We start from the raw sequence: 24,020 nt of genomic DNA, 5'->3' as shown, positions 1-24,020 counted from the left end.
GCCGTAGCGTACCTGGGGTGATACCTGCCGGGTATCGCAGAATACCGCTTCGGTGTTGGACGCTCGGCGCGCCTGGCCGCGAGCATCATCGGCATGAGCAACGTGAAGATCGCGCTGGTGACCGGCGCGAACAAAGGCATCGGATATGCGATCGCGGCCGGTCTCGGCGCACGGGGACACCGCGTGGGCGTGGGAGCGCGCGACGAGGCGCGGCTCGAAACCGCCGTCGAGAAGCTGCGCGCGGACGGGGTGGACGCGTTCGGCGTACCGCTGGACGTGACCAGCCGGCGCAGCGTCACCGAGGCGGCCGAGCTGATCGAGTCGCAGGCCGGAGGGCTGGACATCCTGGTCAACAACGCCGGGATCTCCGGTGCGATGGGGCCGGGATGGCTCCAGGGCCCGACCGATCTCGACCTGGACGTGGTCCGGGCCGTGGTGGAGACGAACGTGCTGGGCGTGATCCAGGTGACCAACGCGATGCTGCCGCTGCTGCGGCGCTCCCCGTCACCGCGCATCGTCAACGTCTCCAGCTCCGTGGGCTCCCTGACCCTGCAGGCGGATCCGGACATCGAGATGGGACCCGTCATGGCGGCGTACGCGCCGACCAAGACGTACCTCAACGCCGTCACCGTGCAGTACGCCCGGCAGTTCGCCGGTACGGGCATCCTGATCAACGCCGCGTGCCCGGGCCTGGTCGCGACCGACTTCACCGGCTTCCACGGACCGCGTACCCCCGAGCAGGGCGCGGCCACCGCGATCCGGCTCGCCCTGCTGCCGGACGGCGGCCCGACCGGCTCGTTCTTCGACGACGACGGCACCATCCCCTGGTGACGACCTGACGGGTGCCGAGCGACCTCCGTCTATCGAGGAGGTCGCTCCAGGGTGTCGAGCAGGCCTTCCAGCGGGTAGGGCATCTTGTCCATCTCGACCGACTCCGCGAGCAGGCGGGCGTACCGCAGCTTGCGGCGCGACCCGCTGCCGAAGAAGCGCCGCATCTGGTCGCCCACCTCGCGGCCGCGCCACGCCGGCTGGGTCTGCAGCGTACGGAAGGAACCCAGGTCGCCCTGGGAGTCGAACAGCTCCTCGACGCGCTGCGGTCCGATGGCGCGGACGAACTCGTCTTCGAGGTCCTCGACGCAGACGAAGAAGCCCAGCTGCTCCAGTTCGACCGTCGTGCGGGCCGCGCCGACCTCCGCCTCGGTCAGCCCGCGCCGGTAGACCTCTTCCTCGGCGGCGTCGCACAGCCCGGCGAGGCGTACGCCGGCACCGAGCGGGCCGAACTGGCGGGCGTAGCGGGCGAGCGCGTGGGCACCGCCGATGGGCAGCACGACGATGCCTTCCGCGAGCAGGTCCCGCTCGAATCGCAGCGCGACGGTCTCCAGCGCGATCTGATCGCTGATGCCCTCGACGAACACGATCGTCGCGGCGTCCTCTACTTTGGTCAGTGCCTGGGCCGTGGCCTCGGTCGACGCCGCCGGCCCGTGCACGTATCCGTCGAGCAGCTGTCGCGCGAGCTCGCGGCGCCGGGCCAGGTTCATAGCGGTTCCGTCAGCCATCGAGGCATGTTAACATGATCGCGAAATCGGCGGTTCAGCTTCATTCCCCGATAGGACAGTCATATGCGTAGCTGGGATTCGGTGCCGGTCGTCGAAGGCATCGACCGCCCCGGCTTCTACGGCGACTTCGTCAAGCCCCGCCGACCGGTGGTCCTGCGCGGCCTGACCGCCGAGTGGAAGGCCCTCGACTGGGGCCTGGAACGCTTCCGCCGGCTGCCCGACTCGGCCAAGCTCGGGGTGAAGACGGGTTCGGTCGCCGACGGGCGCCGCGTCTCGATGTCGATCGGCGACTATGCCGACGCGCTGGAGCAGCACGAGGCGCGTACGCGGGCGGGCGAACCCTCGGTGGGGCCCGGCTACCTCCACGACGTGCCGATCTTCCGCTTCTTCCCCGAACTGGCCGAGGAAGCGTCCCCGTTCCCGCTGCCGCTGTTCCCGAAGTGGTACTGGCAGTCGTGGCAGGAGTACGCGCAGTTCTTCATGGGCCCGACCGGCAGCTCGACGCCGCTGCACTTCGACACGCTGCTGACCCACAACCTGTTCTTCCACCTGGCCGGGCACAAGCGGTTCGTGCTCATCCCGGCCGAGCAGCGCGCCCTGTGCTACCCCAAGAGCTGGCGGTGGATGCGCTACGACCCGATCGAGCCGGACCCTGAGGCGTTCCCGCTCGCCTCCGGCGTGACGCCGGTGACGGTCGACCTGGAACCCGGCGACACCCTGTACATGCCGTCGGGCACGCTGCACCACGTCACCAACCTGAGCATGACGGTCGCGTTCAACATCGACTGGCACACGGCCGACAGCGCCCGGGACGGGCTGGTCAGCGTCGCGCGCGGCGCTCCCTGGAAGAACAGCTACTACAACCTGCTGTCGCTGCTCGGCGTCGGGCTGCGCGTACCGCCGCAGGTCATCTTCCCCTTGTACAAGTCCTATCTGACGTATGTGAGCTGACCGTGACGCAGCCCGCGATCGCCTCGGTGCCGAGGATCGTCGTCCACGACCCGGAGGTCCACCGCGACCCGATCGGCGTCTACGGCCGCCTGCGCGAGGAGTCCCCGCTGGTACGCGTACTGGCGCTGGGTCTGCCCGCCAAGTGGGCGCTGACCAGGTTCGCCGACGTCCGCTCGATGTTCGCCGACCCCCGGTTCGCGTTCACCGCCGACAGCGCGGTGACCCCGGACGTCCCGCCGGAGGGCGGCGCGCAGATCCAAGCAACCCTGGTCGACCACGAGGGTCACAAACGGCTGCGGTCGGGGATGGCGCGGACGTTCACCCCGCAGCGGGCCGCGGAGTTCCGGCCCCGGATCGAGTCGATCGTCGACGCGCTGCTCGACGAGCTGCCGGACCGCGCCGAGGGTGGTGCGGTCGACCTGCTGCGGCATTTCGCGGACCCGCTGCCGATCGACGCCACCGCCGCCTTCCTCGGCATCCCGGAGGCGGACCACGTTCAGTGGCGCGGGTTCCCCGAGCCGGTCGGCTCCGGTGTCCCGGGCCGCTTCGCCGAGGTCATGCCGGCCATCCTCGACCGGTCGCGGGCGGCGATCGCGTACCGGCAGGCGCATCCGGGCGAGGACGTCCTCTCGCTCCTGCTGGCCGGCGACCCGAAGCCGGCCGCCGCGGACCTGGAGGGCTTCGTCTGGATCAACATCATGGCGTCGTCCACTGTGTCCGGGCTGCTGGCCAGTGCGTTCCTCGCCCTGCTGACCCACCCGGACCAGTGCGCGGCCCTGCGCTCAGGTGAGGCCGGCGCGGCGACCGCGATCGACGAACTCGTCCGCTGGTGCGGTCTGCACGTGCTGAGCACCCCGCGGTACGCGGTCGCCGACGTCGAAGTGCACGGCGTGGTCATCCCGCGCGGCAGTGCGGTGGTGGGTTGCATCGCGGCCGCCAACCGGGATCCGCGGGTCTTCGCCGAGCCGGACCGGCTCTGGCTGGCGCGGCCGTTGCGGGCGGGTTCGCCGCCGCACCTGGGTTTCGCGCACGGGCCGCACGGCTGCGCCGGCAACGCGCTCGGCCGGGTGATCATCGACGTGGCTCTGACGCGCGTCCTGCAAAGGTTCCCGGAGCTCGCCCTGGCTGCCGACCCCGCCGATCTGACCTATGTGGACGATCCGGAGGCGCACCGGCTCGCGGCGCTGCCCGTCACGCTCTGACGCCTCCGGCAGGCCTGCTTACCGGCCCGGGTCAGCGCTGGATCCGGGGATGGGCCAGGACCGGAAGATGCTTGATCCCGCCGGTGAAGTTCGAGCACAGGTGCTCCACCTCGCCCGCAGGTTCGAAGCGCTCGACCCGGGCGAAGATCTCCTTCAAGGTCAGGTCGAGCGTGATCCGGGCGGCTGCCGTCCCGATGCACCGGTGCGGCCCGTAGCCGAAGGAGATCTCCCGGTTGGGCCGCCGCCGCGTGTCGAAGCGGAACGGGTCGTCGAAGACGTCCTCGTCCCGGTTGGCCGAGGCGATCCACGCCACGACGCCCTGCCGGGCCTGGATTTTGCGGCCGCCGATCTCCACGTCGTCGACGGCGTACCGCAGGAAGTGCAGGACCGGCGACGACCAGCGCAGCGCCTCGGTCAGCCCGGTCTTGAGCCCGGCCTCGTCGCGGGACCAGCGGTCGTACTGCTCGAAGTCGTCGAACAGTTCGAGGACGGCCGCGGAGATCACGTGACCGGTGTTGACGTTCGCGCCGAGCAGCATCGAGTAGCAGTTCGACACGATCTCGCCGTCGGTCATCGGCGAGCCCTCGACCTCCATCGTCATCAGGCGGCCGATGAGGTCGCGATCGCCGAGGTCGGGCGGCGCGGCGCGGCGGCGGGCGCGGACCTGCTCGGCGAAGTACGAGAACAGGCCGGTGTGGGCCGCCCGCAGCGTCGTGGTGGAGCCGGTGCCGACCTGGAACTCCTCGTCGTCGGGGGCGACGGTCATCAGGCCGAGGCGGACCAGTTCGGGGAAGTCCTCCTCGGGCAGGCCCATCAGCGCGCCCGACACGATCATCGGCAGCGCGGTCATCGCGACGCCGAGGTCCCACGGCTCACCGTCGCACATCCCGGCCAGCAGCCCCTGGATTCCTGCCCGGATCCGCGGGACGAACGGCCGCAGGGCGGCCGGGGTCATCATCGCCTCCAGCGGGCGGCGGACGTGCGTGTGGCGGGGCGGGTCCGTCACCGCCATCTGGTGGCCGCCGGCCGGGTCCTCCGTGCCGAGCATCTTCAGGATCGCGCCGCGCTGCGAGGTGAACGCCTCGTGGTCGGACAGCACCCGGCGGACGTCGTCGTACTTGGTCACCGACCAGAAGCCCCGGCCGTCCGGCAGGTCCTGCCAGAACACCGGCTCCTCGCGGCGCAGGGTCTGCCAGGCCAGATGAGCATCGCCGTACGCGTACAAGCGCGGGTCGTAGAGGTCGATGCCGGCCGGGTCCACGCGGTCCGACGGCGCCGGTGCGGTGATCCTCACTGCTTCTCGCTTCCCTGCCCGAGGAGGGCGTCGACGGCGGTGGCGAACTCGTGCACGGTGGGGTTCTCCAGCAGCACGCGGTAGGGCAGCGGCAGCCCGGCGACCGCCTCGGTGCGGCTGACCAGGTCCATCGCCAGCAGCGAGTTGCCGCCGAGCTCGAAGAACTCGTCCAGTACGCCGACCCGGTCGATCCCCAGCGCTTCGGCCCACATGTCGCAGACCAGCTGCTCCGTGGGCGAGGACGCGGCGACGAAATCGGCGTCGCTGTCGCGTTCGGCGCGCTCGGGCGGTGCCAGCCGGGCCCGGTCGACCTTTCCGTTGGCGGTCAGGGGCAGCTCGTCCACCGCGATGAACGCCGACGGGATCAGGTAGGGCGGCACGAGCCGGCGCAGTTCCCGCCGCATCCAGGTCGACAGGTGCTCGGCCGGGGCTCCGTCCTGTGTGCACACGTACGCGACCAGGTGCGTGTCGTGGCTGCCGGTGCCGGCGCTGAGGACGACGGCTTCGCGTACGCCGGGCAGCGACGTCATCGTCCGTTCGATCTCGCCCGGCTCGACCCGGAAGCCGCGGATCTTCACCTGCCGGTCGGCCCGGCCGAGGAATTCGAGCTCGCCGTCACCGACCGCGCGGACGAGATCGCCGGTGCGGTACATCCGGGCGCCCGGTTCGGCGGCGAAGGGATCGGGCCGGAACCGGTCGGCGGTGGCCGCCGCGTCCGTCACGTAGCCCCGGCTGAGTCCGGCTCCGGCGATCCACAGTTCGCCGCGGTCGCCGGGTTCGACCGGGCGCAGGGCGGGGTCGAGCACGTAGAGGCGCGTACCGGCGATGGGGCGGCCGATCGGCACGTGGTCGCGTACAGGAGAGGTGATGGTGTTGCAGGTGGCGAAGGTGGTGTTCTCGGTGGGGCCGTAGCCGTTGACGAGCCTGACGTGGGGGTGGCGCGCGAGGAGGGCGGCGGCGCGGGCGGGGTCGAGGACGTCGCCGCCGGCGAGCAGTTGATGGAGGCGCCCGAGGGCGTCGGGGCGGTGGTCGACCATGCGGTGGAAGAGGCCGGCCGTCAGCCACAGGCTGGTGACGCCCTCCTGGTCGAGGACCCGGGCGAGGCCGTCGAGGTCGACCGGGCCGGGCGGGTGGACGGCGAGCCGGCCGCCGGTGAGCAGGGGGCCCCAGATCTCCAGAGTGGACGCGTCGAACGACACCGGCGCCAGGAGGAGGAAGACGTGCCCGGGGCCGAAGTCCGCCGCGTCGCCGAGCACGAGGCGGGCCACGGCCCGGTGCGGTACGCCGACCCCTTTGGGCGCGCCGGTCGAGCCGGAGGTGAAGGCGATGTAGGCCAGGTTCTCCGGGTGGACGTCCGGCAGCGGGACCGCTGCGGCTTCGGCCAGGCCGCCGGGGAGGACCAGTTCGGGCAGGGGGGAGTCGTCGGCCTCGGTGTCGGTCACGAGCGCCCGCGCACCCGCGGCGGCGATCAGTTCGGCCGCGCGGGCCGGGGGCGCCTCCGCCTCGACCGCGAGGTAGACCGCGCCGGCCTTGACGATGCCGAGCACCGTCGCCACCAGGTCGATCCCGCGGGGCAGCCGGACGGCCACCACGTCCTCGACGCCGACGCCGTGCGCGCACAGCCAGCTCGCGATCCGGCCGGACTGCTCGTCGAGTTCGGCGTAGGTGAGCTGCGAACCGGCGCAGGAGACGGCCACCGCGTCGGGTGCCTGCCGAGCCTGCCGCGTGAACAGCTCCGGAATGGTGTGGTCCCACGGTGTCATCGTTCGTCCTGGTGGCTGTCGTCGCGTCGGATGGTCGTGCGGTACGCGGCCGGCGTACTCGTCCATGGTGTGTGCCGGTCGCGGTAGTGGCGGCTGAGCGGGTGGCCGGACTGCCCGCCCGGCACGTCGAACGCGGCCGTGCGGCCGTCGGGGGACAGCACCGCCCGCCCGGCCGCCCCGAACCCGGGTACGCACACCCGGACGCTGTGCAGCGCGCCCGGCTGGGCCACAGCCGCGATGTCGAGGAGGGGGCCCGCCCACGGCGCCAGCAGGGTCAGCGGATGCGTCAGCCCGACGGCGTTGAGGTCGCCCCAGCGCGGCAGGTGAGGGTGCTTGAGCTCCTGGACGGCGTCGTCGACGCAGCCCGCCACGAAATGCGGCCAACCGCGGTCACGGGCATCCGGCGGCAGCAGGTCCGGGTCGCCGGAGTCGACGATCGCCAGCAGCGGCCGGTCGACGGCGTTGGGCGCGTAGACGAATTCCGGGTCATGCTCGCGTCCCACGGTCAGCAGCGGCGCGAGCACCCGCCGCGCCAGCAGTACGCGCAGCTGCACCAGGACGGCGAAAGCGCGGGAGTCCACGGCGGCGGTGCCGTCCCACTCCGCCAGCAGCGAAGCGACAGCCCGGCTCGGGCCGTCGTCGCGGGTGCCGAGCGCCGCTACGGCGAGATCGCGGTAGCGGGCGTACAACGCGGCCACCGTGTCGTGCTGGAGTGCCCGCATCGCGTCGGCCGTCCGCTCGCCCGGAGGCAGGGCGGCCAGGACCTCGCTGATCCGGCGGGCCCGGTGGCCGGGGTCGGCGTCGTAGCTGATCCGGTACTCGTCCTCCGGCAGCGCCGCGTCGTTGGCGGAGACCAGGATGCGCGACGGCGGGTCGACGATGCGGGGCCGTTGCGGGCCGTCGAGAAAGCCGTCGGGCGGGCCCGCGTCGGCGGCCGGTCGGCGGGGAAGCAGTCCTGTCGCCAGGTGCGCCATCCGGCCTGCGGTGTCCGTGACCAGCACGTTGAGGGCCGCTCCCTGCGCCTCGTCCAGCACCCGCATCGCGTCGGCGACGTCGGCGGCGTGGGCGAGCCGCTGGAACTTCAGGTCGGCGCACCGGGGGTCGTAGCCGGTCCACCGCAGGGCGGTCCGCTTGCCGAGCAGGGTCTGCCGGGCGACCGGCACCGTGCCCTCGCTGACGACGGTGACCTGGTGCTCCGCGCCGCCGCGTACGCGGATGTGCTCGGTACGCTCACGGAGCGCCGGACCGTCGTCGTCCACGGGTACGAGGTCGACGACGTCCGCCGACAGATCGGTGACCCCCCAGGCGATGCGGCCGTTGGTGCCGGTGAGCACGACCGGTACGCCGGCCGGCGCCAGGCCGCGCAGGCTGCCGCCGGGCCAGCTCAAGTCCACTTCGTACAGGACGTTCGGCAGGGTCAGCGCCAGGTGCGGGTCGCAGGCGAGCAGGGGACCGTCCGGGCCGTCCGCCACCCAGCAGTTCGAGCCGGCGATGGGGCGGTCGACCCCGATGACGTCCTCCACGACGTCGGTCGCGGTGTGGAATTTCGCGAGGTCGTCGGGAATCTGCGGCGGGTCGCCGTTCGCGTCGGCGGTGAGGAGGAAGCGGGCGACCGCTTCGGGGAACGCGTGGCGGATCACCGCGTCGGCGCGCTTCTGGCGTACGTCGAAGGACAGGGTGTGGAACATGAACAGGCTCAGCAGGACGCTGTCCTCGACCGTCCACGGCTGCGGCCGGTAGGACAGGAAGCGGCACTCGAACGGCGGCCCGAACTCGGCCAGCGCCGCGTTGACCCCGGCGGCGAAGGCGGTCAGCAGGTCGCGTTCCGGTGCCTCCAGCGCGGCCGCGGCCGACTTCGCCGCCGTCGCCAGCCCGGCCGTGCGGTAGTGCTCGTCGCTGGGCACGGCGGCCTTGCCGAGCACCTCCGCGAGCCGGCCGGCGGCCAGGCGGCGCAGCAGGTCCAGCTGGAAGCCGCGATCGCGGGCCATAGCGAATCCGGTCGCGCGGACGGCGTCGAGCCAGGAGTCCGCGCGGATCCGGGTCACGCCGTCGTCTGCCGTCCCCGTCGTGCCGGCCCGCGGCCCCGCGGCCGATGTGGCCCGCGCGGACTGGACGAGGGACCGGATCAGGTGCCGTTCGACGGCGAACCGGTGGCGGTGGCGGCGCAGGTAGGCGGCGATCGCGGCGCCGCCGGCCACCACCGCGACCGGTGCCGACCAGGCCGGCCCGGCGAGCGCCAGCCCGGCAGCCGCGGCGACGGTGGCGGCGCCGGCGATCGAGACCGTGCGCGGGGTCGGCAGACGGCCCAGCCGTTCGTACCGCGGCCGGCCCGTCGTCACGCTCCCGCCAGTGCTCATAGGGCCCGCGCGACGTCGGTCAGCCAGGCCGCGACGGCGTCGAGCAGGTCCTCGGCGACCTCGGGCGCGACCGCGGCCGGCTTGTACTGCAGGCCGAGCTCGATTCCACTGTGGCCCGTACGCGCGACCAGCGTCATGGTGTTCGTCGAGGGGGCGAGGGTGGTGGCGAGGATCGTGTGCCGCGGCCGGAACGGCGACAGCTCGACGCCGTCCACGGTCACGCCGGTCAGCTCGTCCTGTTGCAGCAGCATGACCTCGTAGAGCGGTCCGGCGTCCGGGGCGGCCAGCGACTCCAGCACGTCCTCGAAGGGCAGTTCCTGGCGGCCGTACGCCTCCGCGCAGACCTGGTGCGCCTGGCGGGTCAGTGCTACCGGATCGGCACCGGGGTCCACCCGCAGCCGCAGGACGACGGTGTTGGCGAGCAGGCCCAGCACGTCCTCGGTGCCGGGCTCGCCGCGGTTGGCGACCATCGTCGCGATCCGTATGTCGGGCTGGCCGCTGATCGACGCCAGGCCGGCGGCGTACGCGGCGACGAGGAGCATGAACTCGGTGTGGCCGCGGGCGGTGCCGGCCTTGCGCAGCGCCTCGGCCGGCCCGGCGTCGACGAGGCGGCGGGCGTACCGGAAGGCGAAACTGTCCATGAGGGACACCGGCCCGGTGGGCCGGACGCGGCTCACCGCGGGGTCGGACAGCGCCGGTCGCGGCGCGGCCAGCTGCCGGGACCAGTAGCGGCGCTGCTCGTCGGCGGCCGGGCTGCGCGACCACGCGATCCGGCCGGCCGCGACGGCGCCGGCGCCCGGTACGGTGGGCCGGGCAGCCGGTCCGCCGGTCGACAGTTGCTGGTAGAAGCCGGTCAGCTCGCGCTGCATGAGGGCCATCGACCAGCCGTCGCAGATGATGTGGTGCAGGCTGAGGTAGACGACGAACGACTCGTCGGCGACCCGGTAGACCGCCACCCGCATGAGCGGCGCGCGGTCGAGGGCGAACGGCACGCGGGCCGCCTCGACCATCAGCCGCTCGCTCTCCACGAGCGGCTCGGCGTGGCCGGTGAGGTCGGTGACGGTGATCGGCAGCTCGGCGTGGGCCTCGACGATCTGCTCGACGCCGGTCGGTGTCGGCACGAACCGGGTCCGCAGGGCGTCGTGGCGGGCGACCAGCGCGGCGAAAGCCTTCCGGAGCACGTCGAGGTCGACCGGACCGTCCATGCGGAACGTCGCCGGTACGCCGAACAGCGGCACCTGCGGTAGCCGCGTGGCGAGCTGCCACAGCTGGTGCTGTCCGGTCGTCACGGGCCAGCGGGTATCGCCGCCTTCGCCTTCACCGGAGACGGTAGCGGTGATGGCCTCGCCGGCGGTGTCGTCGGCGGTGTCGTTGGCGAGGAGCGCCCGGGCGGTCGCGGCGATCGTCGGCGCCTCGGTGAACGTGCGCATCGAGAAGGCGCCGTGCTGGGCGCGCAGGCGGCTGACGACGCGCATCGCGGTCAGCGAGTCGCCGCCGGCGCTGAAGAAGTCACGGTCGGCCGGGTACTCCCCGGGCCCGAGCACCTCGATCCAGGTCCGCCGGACGCTGTCCTCCAGCGGCGACGGTGCCGCGGAATCGTCGACGGCGGGCACCGGAGCCGGTTCGGCCACCACGGGAACCTCGCCGACGTTGCGCTGGTCGTCCTCCTCGTCGAAGGCGTGCAGCAGGCGTGCCTGGTCCAGTACCCCCGGCAGCGCCGCCCGGCGTACCGGGGCGGTCAGGTCGGCGACGATCGCGGCCACCACCCGCCGGTACGCCTCGGCGGCCAGCCGTGCCGTCGAGGAGTCCAGGCGGACCGTGTCGTATTCGAGGATGAGGCGCAGTTCGTGGCTGCGCAGGTCGACGGTGAAGTTGACGCCGAGCGCGTAGTGCGTGAACTCCAGTTCCAGCGCGTCGAGCAGCCGCAGGTCCTCTTCCAGCATCCGCTTGGTGGTGTGGAAGTCGGTGAAGTTGAAGTACGAGTCGAACAGCGGTCCCTGGTCCCGCTGCTTGAGCACGGCGGCGTGCGGGTACCAGCGATGCTCCAGCATGGACAGTTCCTCGGCGTGCACCTGGCGGGCCAGCTGCGCCCAGGTCGGGTCGCCGAGCCGGGTGCACATCGGCAGTTCGTTGAGGAACAGGCCGAGCAGCCGGTCGGCGTCCGGGCCCTCCGGGCGGCAGGTGAGCACGAGGCCGGTGACGATGTCGTCGGCGCCGAGCAGCCAGGCCAGGACGCGTACGTGCGCGGCGAGCAGCAGGGCCTTCAGCGGTACGCCGGCCGCCGTGGCCGCGGGCCGCAGGTCGGCGATCGTGCCGGGCGCGAAGTCGATGCTGAGGCGGCGCATCGCCGGTGGCGTGGCGGTCGGCGGGGTCAGCAGGGGAGCGGTGGTGGTGGCCCGCTGCCGCCAGTACGCCTCTTCGTCCGGATCGGACAGTGCGGCCTGCTCGCGGGCGACGTAGTCGGCCAGCCGCCCGCGCAGCGGTTCCCCGGTGTCGGCCGCGCCGTCGAGCTGCTGCCGGTACGCGCGGTGCAGGTCGTCGAACAGGATGTTGACCGACCACCCGTCCAGCAGGATGTGGTGGTGGCTGAAGACGAGCTGGTACTCGTCCGCGGTCAGGGACAGCACGACGAAACGCAGCAGGGGAGCGGTTTCCAGGTCGAAGTCGGTGGCCCGCTCGGCCGCGAGCACCTCGTCGATCCGGCGGCTCTGCCGCGCGGCGTCGAGGCCGGTGAGGTCCTCGAACCGTACCGGCACCTCGACGGCGGTGTGGACGCGCTGCACCGGGCCGGCGACGTGCCCGAGTTCGAAACTGGTCCGCAGCACCGGGTGGCGGGCGACGACGGCCTGCACGGCGGCCCGGAAGGCGGCCGGCCGCATGATGCCGCCGACCCGGACGCTGAGCAGGTTGTGGTAGACGCGCGACTGCGGAGCGATCTCCTGGTGGTACACCATGCCCACCTGGAGCGCGGTCATCGGGTACGCGTCCTGCACCTGCGGCCCGAACGAGGCGGCGCTGCCGGGCGGCAGCAGACCGAAGCGGTCCGCCGCCGAAGGACCGGGGTCCGGGGCGTCCTCCTGCAGGACGGCCCGTGTCGCGAGATCGCGCAGCACCGGCCGCTCGTAGACGTCGCGCAGCGAGAAGTCGAGGCCGCGCTCCCGGGCGAGGCTGACGAGCTTGATGGCCCGCATCGAGTCGCCGCCGAGGTCGAAGAAGTCCACCGAGTCGTCGGCGCGGTCGAGCGGGTCCGGCCCGGTCGGCGTGGCCCCGTCGCGCAGGACTTCCCGATAGAGGTCGTGGAGTGCCGCGACGGCACGGGAATCCGCCGGCGGCTCCTGGGCGCCGGCCGCGTCGGCGGTCGCCGTGGCCGCGGCGGCCGGCTGCTCGGGGCGCACCTCCGCGGCGAGGGCGGCCACGCTCAGCGACGGGTCGGCGCAGGCCCGGGCGAGGACGGTCGCGATCCCGGCCGCCAGCGCCGCGATGACCTGGTCGCCGACCGTCTCGCGGTCGAACTCGACGTCGACGCGCAGCGTGCCGCCGAGGTCGCGGACGAGGAAGTTCAGGTCGAACTTCGCCCCGATCTGCTGGACCTCCACTTCGGACACGGCCAGGCCGGTGAAGCTGGCGGCCTCCAGGGGCTTCCCGGCGTCGGTCACGAGAATGTTGAACAGCCCGCGTTCCGCCGGTTTCGGGCCGCCGCGCGTACCCGGTCCGGTGGCCTGTGGGGCGAAGCGGTGGGTCAGGGCGCCGAGGACCGATCTGCGCGCCTGGTGCACCAGTTCGAGGAAGGCCGGCGCCGACGTCAGGTCCAGGCGTACGGGGACGGTGTCGAGGAGCAGGCCGACCAGGTCGGCCAGGCCGTCCTGGTCCCGCCGGGCGACCGGCATGCCGACGACGAGGTCGTCACGTCCGGTGACCGAGCTGAGCACGGTCGCCACGGCCGCGGCGACGACCAGGAACGCGCTCGCCCGTCCGGTGGCGGCCAGCGCGCGTACCGCGGCGGTGGTGTCGGGGTCGACGACGATCTGGCGGGCGGCACCGCGGGCGCGGGCCGATCCGGCGCCGGGGGCGGGGATCGGCACGGGCGGCGGCGGGGCGCCGGCCAGCGCTTCGCTCCAGTAGTGCCGGGGTGCCGCGAGGTTGCCGTAGCGCTGGAACTCCTCTTCCCACACCGCGTAGTCGATCATGTCGGTGTCGTGCGGGCGGGCCGGCGCGGCCGCACCGTCGAGCCGGGCGTTGTAGCAGCGCGCCAGGTCGTCGATGAGGATCCCGAAGGAGACGCCGTCGGCGACGACGTGGTGCAGGACGACGAAGAACACGTGATCGTCGTCGGCGAGGCGGAACAGGTGCAGGCGTACCGGCGGGTCGGGGTCCAGCGGCAGCAGCCGGTCGGCCAGGTCGGCGCACTGCCGCAGGCATTCGGCGTACGCGGCGTCGGCCGGCAGGTCGCTCAGGTCGTGATCGACCGGCGCGGTGGCCGCCGTGGCGAGGATGCGTTGCCGTGGTTCACCGTGCTCGACCGGGAACACCGTCCGCAGGGACGCGTGCCGCTCGACCAGGTCGGCCAGCGCCGCCGTGAACGCGGCCCGGTCCAGCGGCCCGCGCAGCCGCAGCGCGCCGCACAGGTTGAACGTGCCGTCGTCGACGAGATGGTTGGTGGCCCACAGGGTGCGCTGGGACTCGGTCAGCGGACCGGACCGGTCGCCGCTCCTGGCCGGGTCTCCGGCCGGCGGCCACAGGAGACGCTCGCGGCGCGCCAGCACCGCGCCGAGTTCGTCGCGGTGCTCCCGGATCTGCGCGAGCAGCTCCGGCGGCACGGTGCCGGCGCGGCTGCGGTACCGGATCCGGTCGCCGGCCAGCGTCAGCTCGACACCCAACTCGTCCAGCCGGGCCAGCAGCTCGCTGCCGGTCACAGCTCCCCCTCGTCGGCGTACGCGGGCGCAGCGTCGGCGAGCTCGCGCCGCCGGTCGATCTCGGCGGCGATGCGGTCCACCGTGGCCAGGTCGAAGAACGACTCCAGGTCCAGGTCGAGCCGGGTCCGCTCGGACAGCTCGTGCACGACCTGGACGGCGAGCAGCGAATGGCCGCCCAGCTCGAAGAAGTCCTGGGAGACATCGACCGAGTCGACCTCCAGCATCTTGCACAGCACCTCCGCGACGAGCGCCTCGGTGGGCGTGACAGGAGTCGTCACTGCGGTCTCCCTTCCTCGTGGCCGGGCCCGGCCGGCTGCGGTGCGATCGGGGCGGCCGGATCGGCGCAGCCCGTCCGCAGTACGTCGACGACGGCGTCCAGCCAGGTGTCCGCGACCGCACGGTCGAGCACCTCCGGCCGGTAGACCAGCTCCAGCCGCAGCCGGTCGGCCTCGCCCGACACGTCCAGCATCAGGTCGAGGTCGGTGACCGGTTCGGAGTGCATGTCCGCGGTCACCGTCAGCCCCGGCAGCGTCAGCGTGTCCCGCCACCCGCCCTGGTGGGTGATCTTCACCTGGAACAGCGGGAACCGGCCCGCGCGCCGCTGCGGGTTCACCGCCGCTACGATCTTGTGGAAGGGCAGCCGGTCCTGGGCGTACGCGGCGAAGCTCTGCCGGCGTACGAGGTCCAGCAGGCCGGCGAACGACTGCTCGCCGGGCTCGCACCGCAGGCGCAGCGGCAACTGGTTGACGAAGGTGCCGATCAGGTCCTCGGTGCCGGGCCAGGACCGGTTGGCGGAGTCGAGGCCGAGGACGAGGTCGTCGCGGCCGCTCAACTGCCGCAGCACGGCCGCGAGCGCGGCGGTCACCGCCATGATCGGAGTCGCCCGGCCGGCCCGCGCGGCCTCGCGGACGTTCGCGGTCTCGGTCGGCGTCAGGACGCGTACGACATGGTCTGCCTGGAAGGTGGGGCTGGCCGGGTGGGGGTGAGTGAACGGCAGGGCCAGCTCGGGGGCGCCGGCCAGGGTGTCGCGCCAGAACTGCTCGGTGGCGGCGGCCTCCGGGCCGTCGAGCCACCGGCGTTCGGCGGCGACGTAGCGGGAGTAGGTCGAGGCGGGCGCGGGCAGGTCCGGACCACCCTCGCGGTACGCGCGGTAGAACGCCCCGATCTCGGCGGCGAGCACGCCGATGGAGAAGCCGTCCGCGACGAGATGGTGCATGACCAGGCTGAGAACGTGGTGGTCGGGGGCCAGCCGGACGAGTTCGACCCGCATGAGCGGCGGCGTCTGCGTACGCGACGACAGCCCCTGCGCGTCGACGGGGCCGGACAGGTCCCGGTCGCTGCCGTCGACGACCTCGATGTGCACCTTGGCGTGCGGCGCGATGACGGCGGACGGCTTGCCGCGGTCGTTGGCGATCGTCGTGCGCAGCGGTTCGTGGCGTTCGACGACGGCGCCGAGGGCGTGCTCCAGGGCGCCCTGGTCGAGGTCGCCGCGCAGATCCAGGCGCAACCGGATGAGCTGGACGTAGCGGGACGGGTGCAGCTGTTCGAGGAACCACAGGCGTTCCTGGCCGGACGACAGCGCGCTCGACGTCGCCTCGCCGGCGAGGTCGGGAGCGTGCGCGTCGGCGCGGGCCTCGGACAGCAGGCCGAGCAGCCGGCGGGGCGTCGGCTCGGCCAGGAAGCCGCGCAGGGGGACGTCCTGGGCGTCGAAGCGTTCCCGGGCCAGCGACAGCAGCCGCATCGCGAGCAGGGAGTCACCGCCGGCGGCGAAGAAGTCGTCGTCGGGTCCGACCTGCGGGGCGTCGAGGACCTCGGCCACGGCGGCGCGTACGCCGTCCAGACTGACCTCGGCCGGCCCCGCCGGAGCACTGTCCTGTGCGGACTCCGGCGGTGCGAGGGTGCGTTCCAGGGCGCCGTGGTCGACCTTGCCGTTCGCGTTGGTCGGCAGCCGGTCCAGCACGGTGACGTCGTGGGGGATGAGGAAGCCGGGCGCGGAGGCGCGCATAGCCCGCAGGACGGCGTCGGCGTCCACGGCGCCGGTGACGAAGGCGTGCAGCCGCTGCCGGACGAACACCGCCGCGGCCGCCGTCACGGCGGGCACGCGGGCGAGTTCGGCCTCGACCTCGCCGAGTTCCACCCGCTGCCCGCGCAGCTTGATCTGGCGGTCGCGGCGGCCGAGGAAGTCGATGGTGCCGTCCGCCGCGCGCCGCGCACGGTCACCCGTGCGGTAGAGCCGCGCTCCCGGTACGCCGGACAGGTGATCGGGGACGAACGCCAGCGCGGTCCGGACGGGGTCGCCGATGTACCCGCGGCCGACTCCGTCGCCGCCGACGAGCATCTCGCCGTCCATGCCCGGCGGCAGGGCGGCACCGCTGGCGGGGCCGTCGGCTTCGGTGTCCACCAGGTAGATGCGCGTGTGGACGATCTCGCGGCCGATCGAGGGCGGCCGGCCCGCGTCGCATTCCGCCCGGGTGACGATGTGATGCGTGACGTCGTCGGAGCATTCGGTCGGCCCGTACGCGTTCACCAGCGCGATCTGCGGAAGATGCGCCTGCCAGCGGCGGGCCAGGGCCAGCGGGAGCGCCTCGCCGGTGGCGATGAGGAACCGCAGCGTCGCCAGGGACCGGACCAGGCCGCCGTCCAGCTCCACCTCGTCGAGGAGGACGGCCATGTAGGACGGGACGAGTTCCAGCACGGTGACGCCGTGGCGGCGTACCCAGCCCAGCAGCTCGAACGGCTCGGAGACGTCGACCGGCGACGCGACCACGACCCGGGCGCCGACGCTCAGCGCGGTGAGCACCTGCCACACGGAGATGTCGAACGACAGCGCGGCGGTGAAGGCCACCGCGTCGTCCGGGCCCAGATCCAGATCGATCACCTTGGCGGCCGTGTGGTTGGCCAGTCCGCCGTCGGTGACCATGGCGCCCTTGGGCGTACCGGTGGATCCGGAGGTGAAGATGACGTAGGCCAGACCCGCGTCCTCGCGGTGAACCGATCCCTGCCCCGCACCACCGTGCTCGGGCACAGTCGTGACGACGTTCGGATGCAGTTGCGCGGCATAGGTTTCACGGCCGGGCTCGGCGAACACGACGGACGCGCCGACGGCCGTGGACATCTCCCGGGCGCGGCGCGCCGGCGTCTCCGGGTCGACGGGCAGGAACGCGGCACCGGCCCGCAGCACGCCGAGCACCATCGCGACGTAGCGACCGCTGCGGGCGGCGACGACCGGCACGACCGTCTCCGGTCGGGCCCCGGCGGTCCGCAGCGCCGCGGCGTACGCGGCCGACTCGGCGTCGAGCTGCGCGTAGGTCCGGGACGCGTCGGCGTCCACGACCGCGATCGCGTCCGGCCGGCGGGCGCACTGCTCGTCGAAGCACACCAGCACGTTGCGCGCTGCGGTCATCACGCCACCCCCGTCGGCACGATCGTCTCCAGTGCGGCGGCCGGTGCCCGGACGAACGCGGCGAGCACGTCCGCCAGCCGGGCGGCCAGGTCCTTGACGTCCTGGTCGGCGTACCGGGCGCGGTCGTAGCGCAGCGAGACCCGGTACGCGTCCTCGCCCGGCTCGACGTCCACGGTCAGCGGATAGGGCGCGCCGGACGGCTCCAGCTCGGTCAGGCCGGCCGCCAGCCCGGTGAACGACGGGATCTCGGTGGGCGGCTGCATCACGAGCATGACGTCGAACGGCGCCCCGGTCTCGTCGGCCACCGTGCGCAGCTGGGCGGTGAGGTCCTGGAACGGCAGGTGCCGCTGCCGGTACGCCAGCAGCGCGCCGTCGCGTACGCGCCGCAGGGCCTCGCCCACGGTGTCCGACAGGGACAGTCGCGAGGCGACGACGGAGACGTTGAGCAGCGGCCCGACGACGTGCTGCCATTCGGCGCGGTCCCGTTGCGCGACCAGGGTGCCGAGCATGATCGTCTCGCGTCCGCCGCCGCGGCTGTGCATCAGCGCGGACAGGGCCGAGGCGAAGACGAGGAACGGTGTCGTCCCGGTACGCCCGGCGAGGTCGCGTACGCCGCGGGAGACGCCGGAGTCCAGGGTCCAGACGTGCTGGCCGCTGCCTTCGTCGGGTGTGCCCGGGGGCAGCGGGGAGCGGGTGACCGGTCCGGCCGCGAGCTCGGCCCACGGCGAGGGTTCGGCCGGGTCGCGGGCGTCGAGCCACCGCCGCTCCTCGCGGCAGAAGTCGGCGAACGTGTACCGGGCCGTCGGCTGCGCCGGTGGCAGCCCCCGCACGAGCCGGTTGTACGCGTCCGCGAGGTCGCCCAGGAACACCGACAGCGAGACGCCGTCGCAGGCGATGTGGTCGATGGTGATGATCAGCGCCCAGTCGTCCTCGGCCAGCCGGGCCAGGACCGCGCGCAGGGGACGTTCGCGGCGCAGGTCGAAGGGGCGCAGGGCTTCCCCCTCCAGGTACCGGTCGAACGCCTCGTCGCCCAGTTCGGCGAGCAGGCCCCGCAGGTCGAGCGGTGTGGCGGGCGGGTCCTCGGGCTCGGTCGCCGTCCAGGTCAGACCGCCGCCGGCGGTGCCGAACCGGGCCGTCAGAACGGGGTGGCCGCGCAGGACGTGCCGCAGTGCCGCCTGCAGGGCGTCCTCGTCGAGGTCGCCGCGCAACCGCAGCACGCCGGGCATGTTGTAGGTCGGCTGGTCGGGGTCGAGCTCGTGCAGGTACCAGAAGCGCAGCTGCGCTGCGCTGGCGGGCACGTCGTCCGCCGGGCCCGCACCGCTCGCGGCCACGGCCGGCGGCCCCGAGCGTTGCGCCGAACGGACCGCGGTGACGAAGTCGCCGAGCCGCGGATGGGCGAAGACGGTGTCCACGACCAGGTCCACGCCGAGCGCCCGGCCGACCGTGTCGAGCATCGTGAGCGCCAGCAGCGAGTGCCCGCCGAGGTGGAAGAAGCTGTCCTGCCAGCCGAGGTCGGGCGCCTGGAGCACGTCGGCCCAGATCGAGCGGACCGTCGCCGACAGCGGGTCGTCGAATCCGCGGTCGTCGCCGTCGCGGGGCGGGGCGGCCATGGCGTGGGTGAGCGCGCCGTAGTCGAGCTTGCCGTTGGCCGAGCGGGGCAGGCGGGCGACGCGGACGAGGACGGTCGGGATCATCTGGCGGGGCAGGCGCTGCGCGAGACCGGTCCGGATCGCGGTCTCCTCGGCCGGGTCCAGCAGCCGGGTCTCGCCCGGTCCCGTTCCGGGCTCCTCGGCGCCGATCACGATGTAGCCGACCAGGACGGGCCCGGACGCGCCACGCTCCACTTTGACCACCGCGTCGCCGACGCCGGGCGCGGCGCGCAGCGCGGCCTCGACCTCCCCGGCCTCGATCCGGATGCCGCGCAGCTTGATCTGCGTGTCGGCGCGGCCGAGGAACGCCAGGTCGCCCTCCGGCGCCACCCGCCCCAGGTCGCCGGTCACGTACATCCGCGCGCCGGGGGTCGCCGACCAGGGGTCGGGCACGAACACTTCCGCGGTACGCCGGGGGTCGCCGAGATATCCGCGCCCGACGGCGATCCCGCCGACGCACAGGGTGCCGACGACACCGGCGGGCACCGGCACGTGCCGGTCGTCGAGGACCAGCACGGACGTGTTGGCCAGGGGGCGGCCGATCGACGGGGAGATCGGGGCACGCGTACCGTGCGCGCACAGTCCCATGGTGACGTCGTCACTGCACTCCGCCGGCCCGTACGCGTTGAACAGCGGAACCTCCGGCAGCTCGGTACGCCAACGGTCGGCGACGTCGTCGGTGAGCGAGTCGCCGGTGGAGATCATGACCCGAAGGACGCCCGGATCGGCCGCGAGACCCGCGTCGAGGAGCGCGATGATCATGGAGGGGACCAGTTCGAGGATCGTGACGCCGCCGTCGCGTACGGCGCGCAGCAGGGCCGCCGGGGACAGCGACGAGGGCTCCGTCACGACCCGGATGCGGCCGCCGACCGCGAGCGGGGCGAGCAGCTGCCACACCGAGATGTCGAACGAGACCGGCGCGGTCTGGGCCAGGCAGTCGCCCGGACCGGCGCCGAAGTGCTCCATCATCTGCCAGATGTGGTTGGTCATGCCGAGGTTGGTCACGACCACGGACTTCGGCGTGCCGGTCGAGCCCGAGGTGTGGATGACGAACCCGGCTGCCTCGTCGAAGCAGTCGTGCCCCGGTCGCACGGCCGTCTCGCCGCCGGTGAGCTCCGCGAAGTCCACCAACGCCGGCAGGTCCTCGGGCAGCGCGGCGCTCAGCAGGTCGCGGCCGGTCTCGTCGACGATGCACACGGCGGGCCGGACGGCGCGGACCATCGCCTCGGCCCGGCGGGGCGCCTCGGTGGGGCTGATCGGAACGTAGGCCCCGTCGGCCTTGTGGATGCCGACCAGCGCGGTGACGTAGGCCGCCGACCGGGCCGCGCAGACGACGACCGTGCGGTCCGTGCCGACGCCGTACGCGCGCAGCCGCTCGGCGACGTGGTTGGCCCGCCGGTCGAGCTGCGCGTAGGTCAGCCGGGTCGTCCCGTCGTCGACCGCCACCACGTCCGGGGCGGTGTCCGCGTACCGCTCGAACGACTGCACGTAGTGCTCGGTGCGCTCGATCACCGCGCCGGTGCCGAGCGCCACCGACCGGCGCAGCTCGGCCGCGGAGCTGACCGGCAGGCTGCGCAGCGCCCGGCGGGGTTGCTCGGCGACCGCCCGCAGCAGTGTGTCGAAAGTGGACAGCACCTGCCCGGCCTGCTCCGCCGTCACCTTCTCGGTGCTGTACTGCATCCGCAGCTCGACCCGGTCGCCGACGACGGCGACGTTCATCGACAGATCCGACTGCGCCGTGCGTTCCGGCAGCGGGTGGCCGCTCAGCACGGCGGCGCCCAACGGCAGCTCGGTGCCGGTGTCGCCGAGGACGGCCGCCGCCGCGCCCGCTCCGCCCGGCAGCGCGGTCGTGTAGTACTCGAACATCGCCTGGAACAGCGTCGAGGCGGCGTCCGGGCGCTCCGCGGCGGCCAGCCGGGTGATCGCCGACAACGGCAGGTCCCGGTGGTCGAGCGCGTCGAGCACGGAACGCTGCGTCTGCTGCGCGAACTCCTCGAAGCCGCACCCGGGCCGGTAGCGCGACCGTACCGGCACGGCGTTGACCAGGTAGCCGACCCAGGACTCGGTCCGCCGGTCGTCGCGGCCCATCGTCGGGACGCCGACCAGCAGGTCGCTCTGGCCGGTGAGCCGGTGCAGCAGCACCTGGTAGGCCGCCAGCAGCACGTTGTGCAGCGTCAGGCCGCGCTCGCGGGCCCAGCGCGACAGCGCCGCGCTCACCTCGCCCGGCACGGTCGCCGCCAGCGCGGCCCCCGCACCCCGGTGCTGCCCGGCGGCCTGCGGCTGGCCGCCCAGGCGCGGCAACGCCAGCGAGGGCAGTTCCCCGGCCAGCAGTTCCTTCCAGTACGCCGAGAGCCGCTCCCCGTCGTCGTCCAGGATGCGCCGCTCCCGGGCGGCCGGCGCGGCGACCGAGGGCCCGAGGACGTCACCGGCGTACGCGCGCAGGAAGTCGGCCAGGAGGACGGTCAGCGAGGCGACGTCGCAGGCGATGTGGTGCAGCGACAGGACGAGCAGCCAGTCCGCCGGGCGGCGTACCAGCGCGGCGCGCAGGACCGGGTCGTGTTCGAGGTCGAACGGCGTGGTGGCGAAGGTGTCCACCCACCGGTCGGAGTCCACATCGGAGCCGTCGACGTGGTGCAGCGCGACCCGCAGGGTGGGCGCGACCGTCGCCCGTGGCCCGCCGTCCACGCTGTGCACGGCCAGCCGGAGGCTCGGGTGCCGGGCGGTGACGGCGTCGAGCGCGGCGGCGACGCGATCGGGATCGACGGCCCCGGTGAGGCGGAAGGCGCGGGTCACGTTGTAGCTGTAGTTGTCCGGGTAGGCGCGCTGCAGGAACCACAGCGCCCGCTGGGTCTCGGTCAGCTCGTAGGCCGTGTCATGGCTCCGCGGGTCGCCATACTCTGGATGCCGGACGCCGTCGCCGAGATGCGTGCCGTCCGGCTGCGGCGCCTCCGGCCGTCCCTCGGCGGTGCGGGCGCGGCAGGCGGTCTCGGCGATCTCCATGATCGACCCGGAGCGCAGCATCAGCGTCGGGCGCAGCGCGACGCCGAGCGCCTCGGCCAACTCGTTGTGCAGCTGCACCGCGAGCAGCGAGTCGACACCGAGCGACGCGGGCGCCACGCCGGTTGCGGGGACCTCGGGCAGGCCGAGCACGTCGCGCAGGTGCTCCGCGAGTGCGACCGCGACGGCCTCGGTGTCCGGCGGCAGGGAGTGCCCGGTGAGCCGGTCCGCCAACCTCGTCACGGCCGCCTGGGGCGCTGCCAGTTCGCTGACGAACAGCGGCCGCAGTTCCCCGGCGAGGAAACGGCGCCGGACCGTGTGCCGCTCGACCTTGCCGCTCGTGGTCATCGCGACGCTGTTGGGCCCCGACAACACCACGGTACGTACGGCGACATCATGGGCCCGGGCCACCGCGGCCCGGATGGCGCCCGCGATCACGGCGTGGCGCTCGGCGGGAGTTCCGGGGCGGAGCTCCTGGACGGCGACGACGGCTTCGTCACCACCGGAGGACACGGAGAAGATCGCCGCCCGCCCGGTACGCACGGCCGGGTCGCTGTCGGCCAGCTCCACCTCGAGGTCCTCGGGGTGCAGGTTGCGTCCACGATGGATGATGACGTCCTTGTGGCGGCCGCTGACGTACAGCCGTCCATCGTGGACGAAGCCGAGGTCGCCGGTACGCACGAAGGGCCCGGCGCCGTCGAGGACGAGCCCGAAGGTGCCGGCGGTGCGCTCGGGGTCGCCCCAGTAGCCGGTGCCGTTGCTCGGTCCCGCCACCACGATCTCGCCGACCTCCCCGTCGCCGGCCGGTGCGGCGGTGGCGGGGTCGACGACGCGTACCTGGGCGTGGGGCGGTGGATCGTAGGCGATCAGGTCGCGGTCGCCGGCGGGATCGGCCATGGCGCGGCCCTGCTCCAGCGCGGCGGCCGAGAACGTGGTCGCCGTCCCGCTGCCGCGGGCCACCAGCAGGGTCGCCTCGGCCAGGCCGTAACACGGGACGTGTGCCGAAGCCCGGAATCCCGCACCGGCGAAGGCGGCCGAGAAGGCCCGCAGCGTCTGCGGATGCACCGGGGCGGCGCCGTTGAACGCCACCCGCCAGCGGCTCAGGTCCAGGCCCTGCTTCTCCTCCTCGTCGATGGTGCGTACGCACAGGTCGTAGGCGAAGTTGGGGGCGCCGCTGATGTCGGCCCGCTCGTCGGAGATCACCTGCAGCCACCGGGCCGGGCGGCGCAGGAAGGCCAGCGGGTCGAGGATGACGCCGCGGGCCCCGGCGTACAGCGGCTGGAGCAGGCCGCCGATGAGGCCCATGTCGTGGTGCGGCGGCAGCCAGCTGACGATCGTGGAGTCCGCGGTCACGCCGAACGCGGTCCGGATGGCCGCCTCGTTGGCCAGCAGCGCGCCGTGCGACACCATGACGCCGCGCGGCGCGGCCGTCGAGCCGGAGGTGTACTGGAGGAACGCGAGTTCGTCGGGCTGAGCGGCCGGGAGTGGCCGGCGGTCGGTCGTGTCCTCGGCGTCGGCGTCGGTGAGCAGCCACGCGACGTCGCGGAGCGGGTGCTCCTCGGCGGACTTCGTGACGGTGTCGCGGACGGCCGCAAGCGAGAGGACCGCGGCGGGGCGGCTGTCGGCGGCCGCCGCGAAGAGCCGGCGGCGGGCCGATGCCGTCGTCGGGACGGGCAGCGGTACCGCGATCAGCCCGGCCGAGACGCAGGCCAGGAAGGCGACGGCGAAGTCCGCGCCGGCGGGCAGGACGAGCAGGATCCGCTCCCCGCGGCCGAAGCGGTACGCGAGCCGCCCGGCGAGATCACCGACGCGGGCGACGAGTTCGCCGTAGCCGAGCTCGACCCGGGCCGGGCCGGTGAGGAACGTCAGCGCCGGGCGCGCCGGGTCGGCGGCGGCGTGCGCGGTGAGGCGCGTGAACAGGTCGGTCGTCATGGC

11 protein-coding genes are annotated in these 24,020 nt (G+C 73.5%); 3 read left to right on the top strand and 8 right to left on the bottom strand.

Annotation, left to right across the window (positions count from 1 at the left end; all coding sequences use genetic code 11):
• Positions 1-93: 93 nt before the first annotated feature.
• Complete coding sequence (locus G401_RS0103200) at positions 94-831, top strand: SDR family oxidoreductase (RefSeq protein ID WP_027341368.1); 738 nt, start codon at positions 94-96, stop codon at positions 829-831.
• A gap of 29 nt (positions 832-860) precedes the next feature.
• On the opposite strand, the gene G401_RS0103195 is transcribed toward G401_RS0103200, so the two are convergent.
• Complete coding sequence (locus G401_RS0103195; protein WP_157545253.1) at positions 861-1,556, bottom strand: TOPRIM nucleotidyl transferase/hydrolase domain-containing protein; 696 nt, start codon at positions 1,554-1,556, stop codon at positions 861-863.
• Between the two features lie 63 nt (positions 1,557-1,619).
• Here G401_RS0103195 and G401_RS0103190 point away from each other — a divergent pair, with 63 nt between their 5' ends.
• On the top strand, positions 1,620-2,507 hold the full coding sequence (locus tag G401_RS0103190; protein ID WP_051366068.1) for a cupin-like domain-containing protein: 888 nt from the start codon (positions 1,620-1,622) through the stop codon (positions 2,505-2,507).
• Between the two features lie 2 nt (positions 2,508-2,509).
• Complete coding sequence (locus tag G401_RS0103185; RefSeq protein ID WP_051366067.1) at positions 2,510-3,709, top strand: cytochrome P450; 1,200 nt, start codon at positions 2,510-2,512, stop codon at positions 3,707-3,709.
• A 31-nt stretch (positions 3,710-3,740) separates the two neighbouring features.
• On the opposite strand, the gene G401_RS0103180 is transcribed toward G401_RS0103185, so the two are convergent.
• From G401_RS0103180 to G401_RS0103150, 7 genes are read right to left on the bottom strand one after another with little or no spacing between them, the layout of a single operon-like run.
• Positions 3,741-5,003, bottom strand: a complete 1,263-nt coding sequence (locus G401_RS0103180; RefSeq protein ID WP_027341364.1) for a cytochrome P450 — start codon at positions 5,001-5,003, stop codon at positions 3,741-3,743.
• Positions 5,000-6,766, bottom strand: coding sequence for a non-ribosomal peptide synthetase (locus G401_RS0103175; RefSeq protein ID WP_027341363.1), 1,767 nt, complete (start codon positions 6,764-6,766; stop codon positions 5,000-5,002). Before G401_RS0103175 ends, G401_RS0103180 begins: the two co-directional genes overlap by 4 nt.
• Entirely contained in the window at positions 6,763-9,123 is a 2,361-nt protein-coding gene (locus G401_RS0103170; protein ID WP_084556772.1) for a penicillin acylase family protein, read from the bottom strand. The genes G401_RS0103175 and G401_RS0103170 overlap by 4 nt, the downstream gene beginning before the upstream one ends.
• Complete coding sequence (locus G401_RS0103165; protein WP_027341361.1) at positions 9,120-14,036, bottom strand: condensation domain-containing protein; 4,917 nt, start codon at positions 14,034-14,036, stop codon at positions 9,120-9,122. The genes G401_RS0103170 and G401_RS0103165 overlap by 4 nt, the downstream gene beginning before the upstream one ends.
• A complete protein-coding gene (locus G401_RS0103160; RefSeq protein ID WP_027341360.1) occupies positions 14,033-14,314 on the bottom strand; it encodes a phosphopantetheine-binding protein in 282 nt (93 codons plus the stop codon). Before G401_RS0103160 ends, G401_RS0103165 begins: the two co-directional genes overlap by 4 nt.
• The gene (locus tag G401_RS0103155) at positions 14,311-17,439 is read right to left on the bottom strand and encodes a non-ribosomal peptide synthetase (RefSeq protein ID WP_027341359.1); all 3,129 of its coding nucleotides are present in this window, start codon (positions 17,437-17,439) and stop codon (positions 14,311-14,313) included. The genes G401_RS0103160 and G401_RS0103155 overlap by 4 nt, the downstream gene beginning before the upstream one ends.
• The gene (locus tag G401_RS0103150; RefSeq protein ID WP_027341358.1) at positions 17,439-24,017 is read right to left on the bottom strand and encodes a non-ribosomal peptide synthetase; all 6,579 of its coding nucleotides are present in this window, start codon (positions 24,015-24,017) and stop codon (positions 17,439-17,441) included. The genes G401_RS0103155 and G401_RS0103150 overlap by 1 nt, the downstream gene beginning before the upstream one ends.
• Between the last annotated feature and the right edge of the window lie 3 nt (positions 24,018-24,020).

It is taken from the genome of Hamadaea tsunoensis DSM 44101 (assembly GCF_000428945.1).
Taxonomy (GTDB): Bacteria; Actinomycetota; Actinomycetes; order Mycobacteriales; family Micromonosporaceae; genus Hamadaea; species Hamadaea tsunoensis.
This window is presented reverse-complemented; position numbering and strand designations above follow the sequence as displayed.

Coding starts and splice junctions, on each gene's coding strand:
- G401_RS0103200 (WP_027341368.1), top strand. CDS start 94: ATGAGCAACGTGAAGATCGCGCTGGTGACCGGCGCGAACAAAGGCATC.
- G401_RS0103195 (WP_157545253.1), bottom strand. CDS start 1,556: ATGGCTGACGGAACCGCTATGAACCTGGCCCGGCGCCGCGAGCTCGCG.
- G401_RS0103190 (WP_051366068.1), top strand. CDS start 1,620: ATGCGTAGCTGGGATTCGGTGCCGGTCGTCGAAGGCATCGACCGCCCC.
- G401_RS0103175 (WP_027341363.1), bottom strand. CDS start 6,766: ATGACACCGTGGGACCACACCATTCCGGAGCTGTTCACGCGGCAGGCT.
- G401_RS0103170 (WP_084556772.1), bottom strand. CDS start 9,123: ATGAGCACTGGCGGGAGCGTGACGACGGGCCGGCCGCGGTACGAACGG.
- G401_RS0103155 (WP_027341359.1), bottom strand. CDS start 17,439: ATGACCGCAGCGCGCAACGTGCTGGTGTGCTTCGACGAGCAGTGCGCC.
- G401_RS0103150 (WP_027341358.1), bottom strand. CDS start 24,017: ATGACGACCGACCTGTTCACGCGCCTCACCGCGCACGCCGCCGCCGAC.